The sequence below is a fragment of the Nocardiopsis yanglingensis genome, assembly GCF_045809185.1.
GTDB lineage: Bacteria > Pseudomonadota > Gammaproteobacteria > Xanthomonadales > Xanthomonadaceae > Stenotrophomonas > Stenotrophomonas yanglingensis.
Genome location: NZ_JBJNRH010000010.1, coordinates 1 through 13,480, shown reverse-complemented (window position 1 = coordinate 13,480; position 13,480 = coordinate 1). Strand labels below are relative to the sequence as shown.

15 protein-coding genes are annotated in these 13,480 nt (G+C 66.1%); 9 read left to right on the top strand and 6 right to left on the bottom strand.

All coding sequences use genetic code 11. The annotated features are described in order from the left end of the window. Positions 1 to 45: 45 nt before the first annotated feature. Positions 46 to 708 (top strand): serine/threonine-protein kinase, encoded by a 663-nt coding sequence (locus tag ACJ7C5_RS13940; protein ID WP_412704230.1) that lies wholly within the window; start codon positions 46 to 48, stop codon positions 706 to 708. Between the two features lie 14 nt (positions 709 to 722). Further along, positions 723 to 1,211 carry a DUF2867 domain-containing protein gene (locus ACJ7C5_RS13935; protein WP_412704229.1) on the top strand — a complete coding sequence of 163 codons (489 nt, stop codon included), beginning with the start codon at positions 723 to 725 and terminating at the stop codon, positions 1,209 to 1,211. Between the two features lie 66 nt (positions 1,212 to 1,277). On the opposite strand, the gene ACJ7C5_RS13930 is transcribed toward ACJ7C5_RS13935, so the two are convergent. After that, the gene (locus tag ACJ7C5_RS13930) at positions 1,278 to 1,961 is read right to left on the bottom strand and encodes a hypothetical protein (protein ID WP_412704228.1); all 684 of its coding nucleotides are present in this window, start codon (positions 1,959 to 1,961) and stop codon (positions 1,278 to 1,280) included. Between the two features lie 108 nt (positions 1,962 to 2,069). Between ACJ7C5_RS13930 and ACJ7C5_RS13925 the strand changes: the two genes are divergently transcribed. From ACJ7C5_RS13925 to ACJ7C5_RS13915, 3 genes are all read left to right on the top strand, one after another. Then, positions 2,070 to 2,888: an SDR family oxidoreductase gene (locus tag ACJ7C5_RS13925; RefSeq protein ID WP_014038366.1), complete on the top strand. Its 819-nt coding sequence runs from the start codon at positions 2,070 to 2,072 to the stop codon at positions 2,886 to 2,888. A 93-nt stretch (positions 2,889 to 2,981) separates the two neighbouring features. Continuing rightward, complete coding sequence (locus ACJ7C5_RS13920) at positions 2,982 to 3,974, top strand: YiiG family protein (protein ID WP_014038365.1); 993 nt, start codon at positions 2,982 to 2,984, stop codon at positions 3,972 to 3,974. 160 nt (positions 3,975 to 4,134) lie between these two features. After that, entirely contained in the window at positions 4,135 to 5,076 is a 942-nt protein-coding gene (locus tag ACJ7C5_RS13915; protein WP_412704227.1) for a YiiG family protein, read from the top strand. A gap of 62 nt (positions 5,077 to 5,138) precedes the next feature. On the opposite strand, the gene ACJ7C5_RS13910 is transcribed toward ACJ7C5_RS13915, so the two are convergent. Beyond that, complete coding sequence (locus ACJ7C5_RS13910) at positions 5,139 to 6,011, bottom strand: ion transporter (RefSeq protein WP_412704226.1); 873 nt, start codon at positions 6,009 to 6,011, stop codon at positions 5,139 to 5,141. Between the two features lie 63 nt (positions 6,012 to 6,074). Between ACJ7C5_RS13910 and ACJ7C5_RS13905 the strand changes: the two genes are divergently transcribed. Then, entirely contained in the window at positions 6,075 to 7,301 is a 1,227-nt protein-coding gene (locus ACJ7C5_RS13905) for an acetylornithine transaminase (RefSeq protein ID WP_006467246.1), read from the top strand. Positions 7,302 to 7,440: 139 nt separating this feature from the next. Here ACJ7C5_RS13905 and ACJ7C5_RS13900 read toward each other — a convergent pair whose 3' ends face one another. Continuing rightward, entirely contained in the window at positions 7,441 to 8,043 is a 603-nt protein-coding gene (locus ACJ7C5_RS13900; protein WP_412704225.1) for an HAD-IA family hydrolase, read from the bottom strand. Between the two features lie 123 nt (positions 8,044 to 8,166). Here ACJ7C5_RS13900 and azu point away from each other — a divergent pair, with 123 nt between their 5' ends. After that, the gene (gene azu, locus ACJ7C5_RS13895) at positions 8,167 to 8,616 is read left to right on the top strand and encodes an azurin (RefSeq protein WP_100435203.1); all 450 of its coding nucleotides are present in this window, start codon (positions 8,167 to 8,169) and stop codon (positions 8,614 to 8,616) included. 135 nt (positions 8,617 to 8,751) lie between these two features. On the opposite strand, the gene hemL is transcribed toward azu, so the two are convergent. Then, positions 8,752 to 10,041: a glutamate-1-semialdehyde 2,1-aminomutase gene (hemL, locus tag ACJ7C5_RS13890; protein WP_412704224.1), complete on the bottom strand. Its 1,290-nt coding sequence runs from the start codon at positions 10,039 to 10,041 to the stop codon at positions 8,752 to 8,754. Between the two features lie 16 nt (positions 10,042 to 10,057). Then, positions 10,058 to 10,684 carry a thiamine phosphate synthase gene (gene thiE / locus ACJ7C5_RS13885; RefSeq protein ID WP_412704223.1) on the bottom strand — a complete coding sequence of 209 codons (627 nt, stop codon included), beginning with the start codon at positions 10,682 to 10,684 and terminating at the stop codon, positions 10,058 to 10,060. 67 nt (positions 10,685 to 10,751) lie between these two features. Between thiE and ACJ7C5_RS13880 the strand changes: the two genes are divergently transcribed. Beyond that, positions 10,752 to 10,943: a rubredoxin gene (locus tag ACJ7C5_RS13880; protein WP_012512010.1), complete on the top strand. Its 192-nt coding sequence runs from the start codon at positions 10,752 to 10,754 to the stop codon at positions 10,941 to 10,943. A 78-nt stretch (positions 10,944 to 11,021) separates the two neighbouring features. Here the strand turns inward: ACJ7C5_RS13880 and ACJ7C5_RS13875 are convergent, their stop codons facing one another. Continuing rightward, positions 11,022 to 11,867: a SirB1 family protein gene (locus ACJ7C5_RS13875; protein ID WP_010484022.1), complete on the bottom strand. Its 846-nt coding sequence runs from the start codon at positions 11,865 to 11,867 to the stop codon at positions 11,022 to 11,024. A gap of 233 nt (positions 11,868 to 12,100) precedes the next feature. Between ACJ7C5_RS13875 and ACJ7C5_RS13870 the strand changes: the two genes are divergently transcribed. Continuing rightward, positions 12,101 to 13,452, top strand: a protein-coding gene (locus ACJ7C5_RS13870; protein ID WP_088026290.1) for an IS3 family transposase whose coding sequence is annotated in 2 segments (ribosomal slippage) — positions 12,101 to 12,548 and positions 12,548 to 13,452 — 1,353 coding nt in all. Because the reading frame shifts where the segments join, the coding sequence is not laid out codon by codon here. Positions 13,453 to 13,480 lie beyond the last annotated feature (28 nt).

Here is a 13,480-nt window from a genome sequence, read left to right as displayed (position 1 = left end):
GCTTCGTGACCGTTTGCAACCGGCGCCATCGCCTAGAATGGGCGCATGCCGCAGACGCCAGACGCTCCACCGCACGCTTTGAAGGCCGACAGCTTCGGCCGCATCCTCCTTGTGGAAGGGCCTGATGGCCCCTTCGTGCGCCGTGATCTGGGCGCCACGCCGCTGTGGTTGCGGCTGCCTGCGTGGTGGCTGGCCCGCCGCGAAGCCCGCGCGCTGCAGCACATCCATGGCATGGCCGATGTGCCGCAGCTGCTGGCCTGGAATGGCCATCACCTGGATCGCAGCTTCATGGCCGGCGATGCCATGTACCAGCGCCCGCCGCGCGGTGACCTGGCCTGGTTCCATTCCGCGCGCAGGCTGCTGCAGCAGCTGCATCGCAACGGCGTGGCCCACAACGATCTGGCCAAGGAAGCCAACTGGCTGGTGACCGAAGACGGCCGCCCGGCGCTGATCGACTTCCAGCTGGCGGTGATCGGCAACCCGCGCTCGCGCTGGATGCGCCTGCTGGCCCGCGAGGACCTGCGCCATCTGCTCAAGCACAAGCGCATGTACTGCCGTGAATCGCTCACCCCGGTGGAGAAGCGCGTGCTCAAGCGCACCTCGTGGGTGCGCGAGCTGTGGTTCGCCACCGGCAAGCCGGTCTACCGCTTCGTTACCCGCCGCATCCTGCATTGGGAAGACAACGAAGGGCAGGGGCCGAAGCCGTGAGCCGTGCGTCCGTCGTGAGCAGGCCGCCAACTGCCGGCAGCGTGCTGCGTGCGCAGTTGCCTGGTGCTGACTTCGTGCACGCCTGCCAGGCGACGACCTGTCGTGATGGGCGCTCGGCCCTGCAGGCCTATCGCGATATGGCGGCGACCATTCCCGGCTGGTTCGATGGGCTGATGGCGCTGCGCAATCGCGGCATGCGCCTGCTCGGCATGAAGCACCTGGGCTCGTTGCGTGCGGTGCAGGTTGTTGAGGATCCTCGACCCGGCCAGCGGCTGGGCATCTTCACCCTGCAGTCGCTGGACGACGATGCCATCGTGCTGGAAGACAACGACCGCCATCTTCGCGTGCAGCTGGCGCTGCAGTGGCAGGGCGACGTGCTGGAAGTGGCCACCGTGGTGCATACCCATAACGCGTTCGGCCGGGTCTACATGCTGCCGGTGGCGCCGGTACATCGATTGATCGTGCCGCACCTGTTGAAAAAGCAGGTGCGCGCTTATCGGTAGCGCCGGGCCATGCCCGGCGGCAGCATTGAACGTTGCGTCCGCCGGGCATGGCCCGGCGCTACCTGCTTACGGCGTTGCCGGCACGACCTGCTGGCCGATGAAGTTGCGCTTGGCGTCGAAGTCATAGGCAATCTGCAACTGCCCCACATCCGGGCAGGCGTGGCAGTCGCGCAGCGGCGTGCGGTACAGCAGGCGGATGCCGCCGTTCTCCAGCGGCGAGGCGCCGGCCGACTGCGCCGGTGCGAACGGCGTGGCCTGCGGGTTGGCCTTCAGCAGTTCCTGCACGGTGGGGTCGGCACGCAGGGTGTCGTCCAACTGCACGGCATCCACATCGATGCGCTTGCCGCCGGCATCGACCAGGCGGGTGCCTTCATTGGTGTTGGCGCGGAACGGGTATTCCACCGTGGCCACGCCGAGGCCGTCGCTCTCATGCCATGCGGTCACATAGGCCAGTTCGCCGCCGGTGGACAGCTGCTCGGCGGCGGTGATGGCATCGGCACTGGCGCCCCCGGCGCGCATCGCGTCGCGAAGACAATCACGGGTGGCCGCATTCTCGCCCTGGCGGCAGGCGTTGAGGTCGCCATCCCAGACCACTGCCTCGCTCCAGCGCATCCTGCCGTCGGCGGCAGCCTTCTCCGCACTGGGCGCGTCACCGGCGGGCGGCTCCTTTCCGGGTTCCGGCGAACGGCCCTGGCAGGCGGTCAGCAGGGCAAGCCCCAGGGCAGGCAGCAACAGGCGGGAACGGCGCATGGCGTGGACCTCGTGCGTTGTCTGGAGGCCCGAGTATCGTCAAGGCCGGGTGAACTCCGCGTCGGCGCGGCATACTAGCGGCTCAATGCATACGCTGGAGTGTGGAACGTGGGCAGTCTGCAGGGCAAAACGCTTTTCATCACCGGTGCCTCGCGTGGCATCGGCCTGGCCATCGCACTGCGCGCTGCGCGCGACGGCGCCAATGTGGCCATTGCGGCCAAGTCGTCGGTGCCGAATCCGAAGCTGCCGGGCACCATCCATACCGCGGCCGAAGCGGTAACAGCCGCGGGCGGCCAGGGCCTGGCGCTGAAGTGCGACATCCGCGAGGAGGAGCAGGTACAGGCCGCAGTTGCGGCCACGGTCGACACCTTCGGTGGCATCGACATCCTGATCAACAACGCCAGCGCGATCTGGCTGCGCGGCACGCTGGACACGCCGATGAAGCGCTTCGACCTGATGCAGCAGGTCAATTCGCGTGGCAGCTTCCTGTGTGCGCAGGCCTGCCTGCCGTACCTGCTGCAGGCGCCGAACCCGCACATCCTCACCCTGGCGCCGCCGCCGAGTCTGGAGCCGAAGTGGTGGGGCGCGCATACCGGCTACACGCTGGCGAAGATGGGCATGAGCTTCGTCACGCTCGGCCTGGCCGCGGAATTCGGCCCGCAGGGCGTGGCGGTGAACGCGCTGTGGCCGCGCACGGTGATCGCCACGGATGCGATCAACATGATTCCGGGCGTGGATGCGGCTGGCTGCCGTACGCCGCAGATCATGGCCGACGCCGCGCACGCGGTGCTGGTGCGTGAAGCGGCCGGCTTCCATGGCCAGTTCCTGATCGACGATGAAGTGCTGGCGCAGGCGGGCGTCACCGATCTTTCGGGCTATGCGGTGGATCCGTCGCGTCCGTTGTTGCCGGATCTGTTCCTGGATTGACCACGCGTCGCCGGAAGAGGCCGAGGGCTGCGACCCTCGGCCTGCTGCGCTAGAATGCGCGGCTGTAATCGTTTTCAACAGGGATGTGAGCTCATGTCACGCACTCTTTCCGTCGCGGCGCTGGCCGCTTCGCTGTCGTTGATCCTGACCGCCTGCGGTGGCAAGGCCCCCGCAGCTGCGGGCGCCGCCGCTGCCTCCGGCACGCCGGACGCCAGCGCGGCGCCGTCTGACGCACAACAGCAGTTGACCGCAAAGCTCAACGCTTACATCGGTTGCTTCAACGCGCTGGATTCGAAAACCCATGGCAGCATCCAGTCCTACACGCGCTGGATCAAGGACGTGGAGGCCGGCCCGACCGGTCGCGAGACGCATGTGTACGGGCCGTTCGAGATCAGCGACTACGACATGAAGCAGTGCGACGCCCCGGTGACCGAGGCGATTGCTGCCAAGCCGGCGTTGGCCGATCTCGATGCCGCTGCCAGCCATTACCAGCAGGTGCTGAAGGCGCTGGTGCCGCTCAGCAAGGACGCCCACGACTACTACGATCGCCAGGACTACGAAGACGACCAGTTTGCCAAGGGCAAGCAGCTGCACGCGCCCTTGATGGCCGCCTTCAAGGATTTCGTGGCTGCCAGCGAAACGTTCAATGCCGAGCTGGAGCGTCAGAACGACGCCGCCCAGCGCGAGCAGCTCAAGGCGCTGGAGCAGGCCGAGGGGCGCACCCGCGAGTACTACCGTCTGGCAATGATGCTGGAAGCCAAGGCCATCGTGGAGCTGATGACCGAGGACGCGTTTGATCAGGCCAAGGCCCGCGAGCGCCTGGATGCCTTCAACCGCATTTCCGATGAAGCGCACGCCAAGGTTGCCGACCAGGAACCGGGCAAGTCGGACTGGGAAGGCTTCGAACGTGGGGCCGAGAATTTCCGACGCGAGGGCAAGGAGCGGCTGCAGCGCGTAAGTGAGAAAAAGCCTTACAGCGATTTCGAACGACGCATGCTTGATTCGCCGTCGATGGCGCCGCGCGGCTCTGCCAACAAGCTGATGCAGGAATACAACACGCTCGTTTTCCAGAGCAACCGCCAGTAAGCGGAGTGTTCAGCGATTCATTTTTGTCGCAATCGAGCAGGTTGATTGCGGCATGACGCATCGCGTGGCCCTGAATGCCAGCACCTTGGCGAGGTGCTGGAGCGCGTTCTTGCGCCATGCACGACGATGCCTGCAGTTTTCACTTGTGCAAGGAACTGATTTGAATGCATCCACACGCCTGATTCCTGTCCTCCTGCTCGGCGCGCTGGCCGGCTGCAACAACCCGGCAGGCCTGGCTGTTGCCGATCCGGGGTTGGAAAAGATCAACGCCTACATCGAGTGCTACAACGGCGTCGAACAGCCCATCCACGAAGGCTTCCAGACCTACACGGGCTGGATGAAGGACCCCAAGGCGGGCCCGACCGGCAAGGAAGCGCAGCCGCGCTCACCTGGCAAGGTGCTGTCGCACCGCGTCGAGTACTGCGGCCAGCCGCTGACCGATGCGCTGGCAAAGACGCCTGCCACGTCGCTGGATGCGCCCGCGCGGCAGTACCAGCAGGCGTTCCAGGCACTGAACATCCTGGTCGAGCGCGCCGATGGCTACTTCACCCGCGAAGATTATCGTCGCGATGGTGGTGAAGGGATGCGCAGCCAGCATGCCCCGCTGATGCAGGCCTATGCTGATTTTTTCAAGGCCAGCGAAGCGATGGATGCGGCGCTGGAAAAGAACGAGAACGATCGTCGCGCCGCGCAGCTGAAGCAGATCGAGGAACGCGAGGGCCGCTCGCTGGCGTATTACCATCTGCGCCTTGTCGGTGACGGCAAGCAGCTGGCGATGGCGTTCCAGGGTGACGCACCGGATGTGGCGGTGCTGCGCAGGCAACTGGCCGACTATCAGGCGTTGGTGACGGAAATCCAGAACGGTAGTGTCGGCAAGGACGACCCGATGTGGGGCCATGTGCAGCGCTCGGCGGACAAGCTGGTACGCACGGCCGGGCGCGGTCTCGAGCGCCTGGAGCAGGGCAAGCCGATCACCGCCGATGCGCTGGCGGCCGAGCGCAAGGCATCGGGCAGCTGGCTCACCACCGATCCTGAGGGGGCGCAGTCGACGATTCTGGATGCCTACAACGACCTGGTGACCACCAGCAACCGCATGCGTTGAGGAGGATCCACGCATGGCGTGGATCTACCGAGGGTAGTGCCGGCCGCTGGCCGGCATCTGCCTCAATGGCTGAACGCATCCGGAAGTTCACCCCCGCATTTGCGGCAGTGGCGTGCATCCGGTTCGTGCCCTTCCAGCCCGCAGTGCGGGCAGCCACGTGAATCGCGGCGCGCGGCCAGTTCGGCATCGCGCATGGTGCTGGCCAGTTCGGCGGTGTAGATGCCGGTGGGCACGGCGATGATGCTGTAGCCGATCAGGATCAGCACCGAGGTGACGAAGCGGCCGAGCACAGTCTGCGGCACGATGTCGCCGAAGCCGACCGTGGCCATGGTCACCACCGCCCAGTACATGCTGCTGGGAATGCTGGTGAAGCCATGGTTCGGTCCCTCGATCACGTACATCAGCGTGCCGGCGATGATCGTGATGGTGACCACGGTGAACAGGAACAGCAGGATCTTGCGCCGGCTGCGCCACAGCGACTGCATCAGTACACCGCTTTCTTCAATGTAGCGGGTCAGCTTGAGGATGCGGAACACGCGCAGGATGCGCAGCGCGCGCACCACCAGCAGGCTCTGCGCACCGGGAATGAACAGCGACAGGTAGGTCGGCAGGATCGAGGCTAGGTCGATGATGCCCCAGATGCTCACCGCGTAGCGCAGCGGGCGCTTGACCACCACCAGCCGAAGCACGTATTCGGCGGTGAACAGCACGGTGAAGCCCCATTCCAGCACGTACAGCCAATCGGCATGGGCGATGTGGAAGCGCTGCACGCTGTCGAACATCACCACCAGCACGCTGGCGATGATCGCGTAGACCAGCAGCAGGTCGAAATTGCGCGACGGCCGGCTGTCATGGCGGTAGATGATGTCGAACCACCGACGGCGCCAGCCGGTCTCGGTGGCAGGGTTCAGCTGGGGGGCGGAAAACGGTCGCATGGGCGCATTGTGCCGCAGGGGTTCCGGCGCGAGAATGGGGATTCCTGAACCCTGCCGACTGCCATGACCGCCGCTACCGATCCGCTGATCTCCCTTTCGCACTATTACCTGCCGGTCTACAAGCCCCGCCAGGTGGTACTGGAGCGCGGCCAGGGCGCCCGCGTGTGGGACAGCCAGGGCCGTGAGTTCATCGACCTGGCTGCCGGCATCGCCGTGTGCGGCCTGGGCCACAACGATCCGGACCTGGTGGCCGCGCTGGTCGAGCAGGCCGGCAAGCTCTGGCACACCAGCAATGTGTTCTACAGCGCACCGCCGCTGCACCTGGCCGAGGAGCTGGTAAAGGCCAGCCGTTTCGCCGAACGCGTGTTCCTGTGCAACTCCGGCGCCGAAGCCAACGAAGTGGCGATCAAGATGGTCCGCAAGTGGGCCTCCAGCCAGGGCCGCCCGGCTGACAAGCGCGTCATCATCACCTTCCGCGGCAGCTTCCACGGCCGCACCATGGGCGCGGTGACCGCGACTGCCCAGCCGAAGTACCAGGAAGGCTACGAGCCGCTGCCCGGTGGCTTCCGCTACATCGATTTCAACGACGAAGTGCAGCTGGAAACCGCGATGGCCGCCGGCGATGTGGCGGCGGTGATGCTGGAGCCGATCCAGGGCGAGGGCGGCGTGATGCCGGCCAAGTCCGGTTTCCTCAAGCGCGTGCGCGAACTGTGCGACCAGCACAACGCACTGCTGGTGCTGGACGAGATCCAGGCTGGCATGGGCCGTACCGGCACGCTGTTCGCGCACTGGCAGGACGACGTGGTGCCGGACATGGTCACCCTGGCCAAGGCGCTGGGCGGTGGCTTCCCGATCGGTGCGATGCTGGCCGGCCCGAAGGTGGCCGAGACCATGCAGTTCGGTGCGCATGGCACCACCTTCGGCGGCAACCCGCTGGCTGCCGCAGTGGCCCGCGTGGCACTGCGCAAGCTGGCCTCGGCGGAGATCGCCGCCAATGTCAGCCGCCAGTCGAAGGCGCTGCGCGATGGCTTCGCCCGCATCAACGACGAGTTCGGCGTGTTCAGCGACGTGCGTGGCCGTGGCCTGATGCTGGGCGCGGTGCTGAGCAAGGACTTCGCCGGCCAGGCCGGTGCGATCCTCGACCATGCCGCCGAGCAGGGCCTGCTGACCCTGCAGGCCGGCCCGGACGTGCTGCGCTTCGTGCCGTCGCTGAACATCACCGACGAAGAAGTGGCCGAAGGCCTCAAGCGCCTGCGCGCGGCGATTGCCGCGTTCATCGCCGCGCGCTGAATCCGCTGGGGTCGGACCCCTCTCCTGCGGAGAGGGCTCTGACCCGGCTGCCGCGGAATCCCTGTAGAGCCGAGCCGATGCTCGGCTCATCGTGATGTCAGGCAACTGCAGCCGAGCATGGGCTCGGCTCTACAGCGGGTCATCCGATCCGATAGCGTTTCAACACCTTGCCCAATCCCCGGCCATCACGCACGGTTTCCGCGTGCAGGCCGGCGGCGCGTGCGCCGCGCACATTGGCGAACAGGTCATCGACAAACAGCGTGCGCGCAGGCGCCATGTCCAGTGCTTCCAGCGTGCGCAGGAATACCGCAGGCACCGGTTTGCGCAGACCGAAATCCGCGCTGCAGAACACGCGGCCCTGCAGGGCCGGGAACAGTTCCGGCAGCAGGCTGGGCAACGCCTGTACCATCAGCGCGCCATTGTTGGTCAGTACGGCCAGCGGCAGCTGCAGGGCCTGCAGCCGCTGCAGCACCGCGTGCTGCGGATGACTGGCGGCCTGGCGCGCCGCGGTCCAAGCAGCCACATCGACTGTCGTGCCTAGAAGCTCTCCCAACTGCGCCAGATAGGCCGGGCCATCGAGCGTGCCATTGTCATGCGCGGCTTCCAGCCCGCTGTCGTACAGCGCGGCCTGCACGGTTTCCGGCGCGACATCCAGCGCCCGCGCCAGGTGCAGCACGCGCTGCGCGCGCTGGTACTGCACCAGCACGCCATCCACATCCAGCAGCAACAGGTCGATCCGCATTGGCCGAGCATGCCATTGCAGTGAACACGCGGGAAACCCTGGACCAGCCATGCGACAGACGGTCGCAGACGCGGCCACAGGCGCCTGCCTAGAATGGCGCTTGAATCCGCAGGAGATGCAACGATGAAGGCTTGGATGGTGGCAGTGGGATTGGGCGCGCTGATGCTGGCGCCGTCGGCGATGGCGCGGGTGTGCGCGGTGAGCATCGACAGCACCGACCAGATGAGCTTCAGCAGCCGCGAGATCAAGGTGGCGGCCGACTGCACCGCCGTCGACCTGACCCTGCGCCACACCGGCAAGCTGGCCGCTACCGCGATGGGCCACAACTGGGTGCTGACCCGCACTGCCGACTACCAGCCGGTGGCGATGGCGGGCATGCGCATGACCCTGGCCGACAGCTACCTGCCGAAGGCTGACAAGCGCGTGCTGGCACACACCAGGGTGATCGGCGGCGGCGAGACCACGCGTGTGCGCTTCTCTACCCAGGGCCTGCAGAAGGGCGGTGACTACACCTTCTTCTGCTCGTTCCCCGGCCACTTCGCGATGATGAAGGGCAAGTTCGTCTTCGGTTGAATGCAGCCACGCATGGCGTGGCTCTACTGGTAGATCCGCGCCATGCGTGGATGGGCCACGGCAGTAGATCCACGCCATGCGTGGATACGGTGCAAGGCAGTGCCAACCAAGGTTGGCACCCACCATGAGCAGGGCTCAGCCCTTGGCGGCCTTGAACGCCACGCGTGCTGCGACCAGCGTGGCCTCGATCACCGCATCGTCGTGCGCGCTGGACAGGAAGCCGGCTTCGTACGCCGACGGTGCCAGGAACACGCCCTGGTCCAGCATCGCGTGGAAGAAGCGGTTGAACGCCGGAATGTCACAGGCGGTGGCCTGCGCATAGGTCTCCACCTTCTCACTGGTGAAGAACAGCCCGAACATCGCGCCCACGCGGGTGGTGGTCACGGCCACGCCGGCTTCGGCGGCGGCCGCTTCCAGGCCGGCACACAGGCGCGCGGTGCGCTCGGCCAGGTCGGCGTGGAAACCCGGCTGCTGGATCAGCTCCAGCATCGCCAGGCCGGCGGCCATCGCCACCGGGTTGCCGCTCAGCGTACCGGCCTGGTAGATCGGGCCGGCCGGGGCGATCTGCTGCATCAGCTCGCGACGACCGCCGTAGGCGCCCACCGGCATGCCGCCGCCGATGATCTTGCCGAAGGTGGTCAGGTCCGGGGTGATGCCGTAGTGCGCCTGCGCACCGCCGAGGGCGACGCGGAAGCCGGTCATCACTTCGTCGAAGATCAGCAGCGCGCCGTGCTTCGTGCACAGTTCGCGCAGGTGCTGCAGGTAGCCCTCGCGCGGCGGGATGCAGTTGGCGTTGCCGACCACCGGCTCGATGATCAGGCCGGCGATATCGTCGCCCTGCTGCTCGAACAGCGCGGTGGCCGCTTCGAAGTCGTTGTAGGGCAGGGTCAGGGTCAGTTCGCTCAGGCCTGCCGGCACGCCCGGCGAGGTCGGCACGCCCAGGGTCAGCATGCCGCTGCCGGCCTTGACCAGGAACGAGTCGCCATGGCCGTGGTAGCAGCCTTCGAACTTGACGATGCGGTTGCGGCCGGTGGCGCCACGCGCCAGGCGGATCGCCGACAGCGTGGCTTCCGTACCGGAGTTGACCATGCGCACCATCTCGCACGACGGCACCAGTCGGGTGATGGTCTCGGCCATGGTCACTTCGGCCGCGCACGGCGCACCGAAGGACAGGCCGTTGTCGATCGCCTTCTTCACCGCCTGGCGCACGGCCGGGTGGTTGTGGCCGACGATCATCGGGCCCCAGGAACCGACGTAGTCGATGTAGCGGTTGCCGTCGACGTCGTACAGGTAGGCGCCGTCGGCACGCTCGACGAAGAACGGCTCGCCGCCGACCGACTTGAACGCGCGCACTGGCGAATTGACGCCGCCCGGCAGCAGCTGCTGGGCGCGGGAGAACAGGGCGTGGGACTGGTCGTGATTCATGCGGATTTCCTGGGCATTACGCGAACTGGGCGAGGTAGGCGCGCTGGACCGCAACCGGGTCTTCGGCGGCGAACACGCTGCTGACCACGGCGACCAGATCGGCGCCGGCGTCGATGATGGGACCGACATTGTCCGGCGTCAGGCCGCCGATCGCCACCCGCGGCACGCCCAGTGCGGCGCTTTGCCGCAGCAGGTCGGTATGGGCGCGGCTGGTGGTGATCTTGGTGGTGGTCGGGAAGAACGCGCCGAAGGCCACGTAGCTGGCGCCGGCCGCCACGGCCCTTTCGGCATTGGCCAGCTGGTCATAGCAGGAGGCGCCGATGATGGCCTCGGCACCGAGCAGGGCGCGCGCGCTGGGGATGTCGCCGTCGGTGCCGCCCAGGTGCACGCCGGCTGCGCCGACCGTCTTGGCCAGCGCCGGGTCGTCGTTGACGATCAGCGGCACGCCGTGTTCCACGCACAGCGCCTGCAGGGCGGTGGCCTGCTCGCGCCGCAGCGCGTCACTGGCGGTCTTGTTGCGGTACTGCAGCCAGGTGACGCCCGCGGCCAGCAGTGGCGCGGTGCGGGCCAGCAGGCGCGCGGTATCGGGCTCGTCCGGGGTGATCAGGTAGACGCCGCGGGGCGCCGGGGAAGCAGAAGTCATCGATGGCTACCGGTGAGTGGACCGCGATGGGACAATGGCGGCCCGTGAATCCAGCCCTGATTATCCGATGAGCGATGCCACCCCCACCACCTTGCGCACCTGGATGTGCGTGGTCTGCGGCTTCCTTTACAGCGAAGCGGAAGGCTTGCCGGAGGAGGGCATCGCGCCGGGGACGCGCTGGGAGGACATTCCCGAGACCTGGACCTGCCCGGACTGCGGCGTGACCAAGGCCGACTTCGAGATGGTCGAGGTCGATTGAGGGAGGGGCCTGCAGGCCCTTCTGTGGGTGCGGACCGTTGGGGTGGGTGCGGACCGTTGGTCCGCACACCTGAAAGAATCAATGCAGCCGCGGCACCGGCCCACCCAGGTCGATCAGCTTCTCGCGCAGCCACTGCGCATCGCTGGCCTCGGGATTGCGCTTCAGGTACTGCCCCAGGTCGTGGCGGGCACCGGCCAGGTACTCCAGCTGCAGGTAGGCCAGGCCGCGGTCACGCAGCGCATCGTCCTGCTCCGGGGCCAGCTTCAGCAGGCGGTCGGCACTGCGCGCGGCGCGGTCCCATTCGCCGGCTTCGGCGTAGACGCCGTGCAGGTTGCGCAGCATGCGCATCAGGATCGCGCGCGCCGGCGCCGGGTCGAGGATCTGTGCCAGCACCTGGTCGTCGGGCATCTGCCCGCCCAGATGTGACTTGGCCCGCTCGCGCAGCTCGTCCACGTCCAACGGGCGGCCACCGTTGAACGGATCCATCACCAGCACGCCGTCGTCCACCGGCAGGCGCACCAGGAAGTGGCCGGGGAAGGACACGCCATCCAGCGGAATGCCCAGCCGACGCGCGACTTCCATCTGCACCAGGGCCAGTGAGATCGGGTTGCCCAGGCGGCGTTCGAACACCTGGTTGAGGTAGCTGTTGCGTGGGTCGTAGTACTCGTCGTGGTCGCCGCTGTAGCCCAGCTCGTCGAACAGGTGGCGGTTGATCGCCGCCATCTTCAGCGGGCTGTTGTCGATGCTGTCCACTTCCGAGCGGAGGTGGTCGACATGGCTCTGGATCAGCGCGTCGTAGGTGGACGGCTGCAGATCGGGGTATTCATCGCGCGCGATCAGCAGCGCGGTCGGCAACAGTGGCAGCGCCTCGTCTTCGAGGTCGGCCAGTGCATCCCAGTCGGGGAGTGAGATCCGGTCCTGCATGACCACAGACTGGCGTCATTCGCAGGCGGTTTCAAGCGGTATCGCGTGAAAAGAACATCGTCTTGGAACTGTCGTGTCGATCAAGGTCGACATCTACCAACAGCCGCCGGCCAACTGTCAGAGGTGGGGCGGTGTGGGCTTGCAGGACCGCAGGCGCCATGGATGGCGCCTACGAGCCCCCAGGGTGAAGTGCCCCCCGGGAGTTGGACGCCAGATCCAACCCCGAGGGATACATGAACAAATACGACGCGCGTTTCAAACTGCAGGTCGCCAAAGAGGCCTGCAAGACCTCCACATCGGTCAAAGCCATTGCCCGTCGCCACGGCTTGGAGTTCTCCACGGTCAGGCGCTGGGTAGCGACCTATCGGCTGCACGGTTGGCGTGGGTTTCGCCGCCAGCCCCGGTCCTATGACCTCGCCTTCAAGCTGGCGGTCCTGGAGAAGATGAGCCGGGACGGCCTGTCCGGGCGGGAGGCCACCACCTACTTCCAGATTGGCGATGCCGGCGCAGTCGGGCAGTGGCGGCGCCTGTATGCTCAGGGTGGTGCCCAAGCGTTGGCACCGCCCCTGCCGCCGCCCCGAAAGCCGATGAAAAAGACCCGTTCGTCCAAGCCGCCTGAGGATATGAGCCGCGATGAGCTGCTCAAGGAAGTCGCCTATCTGCGTGCGGAGACCGACTACCTAAAAAAACTCGATGCCTTGATCCGGGAAGAGCAGGCGGCGCAGGACGCAAAGCGCAAGCCATCCAAGGATTGAGGCAGGTTCATACGTTGTCGCTTCTGCTCGAAGCGGCAGAGCTGTCACGCAGTACGTTCTATTACCAGAACCATGTCCTGGCCCATCCGGATCAGGATGAGGCAGCCCTGTGCGAGCGCATCCGTGCAATCTACGATCAAAGCCAAGGGCGTTATGGCTATCGCACGGTGACGCTGGAATTGGCCAACCAGGGCCATCGGACCAATCACAAGCGGGTACAGCGCCTGATGGGGAAGATGGGCCTGAAATCACGGGTACGCGTGAAGCGCTACCGGTCCTTCAAGGGGGCCGCCAATGTTGTGGTTGGCAATGAGCTCAATCGCCAGTTCCATGCCCAGCGGCCCAACCAGAAGTGGGTGACTGACGTGACCGAGTTCAAGGTGCAAGGCATGAAGCTATACCTGTCGCCGATCATGGACCTCTACAACGGCGAAATCGTGGCTTATCAGATCAAGCGCCAGCCCGTGTTCGATCTGGTAGGCCAGATGCTGGACGAAGCCATCAGCAAGCTTTCTCCGGATGAGCGCCCCATGATCCACTCCGACCAGGGCTGGCAGTACCAGCATGAAAACTACCGGCACATGCTGGAAAAGCACTCGTTGAAGCAAAGCATGTCCCGGCGTGGCAACTGCTTGGACAATGCGGCGATGGAGAGCTTCTTTGGGACGCTGAAGTCGGAGTTCTTCTACCTGAACAGCTTTGACAGCATCGAGAGTCTGGAGGCCGGGCTGGTGGAATACATCCAGTACTACAACGAAGAGCGCATCAAACTGAAACTGAAAGGCCTGAGCCCGGTACAGTACCGGGAGCAGGCCCAATCGGCCGCCTGAAACCGTCCAAGTCTCGGGGGTCACTTCA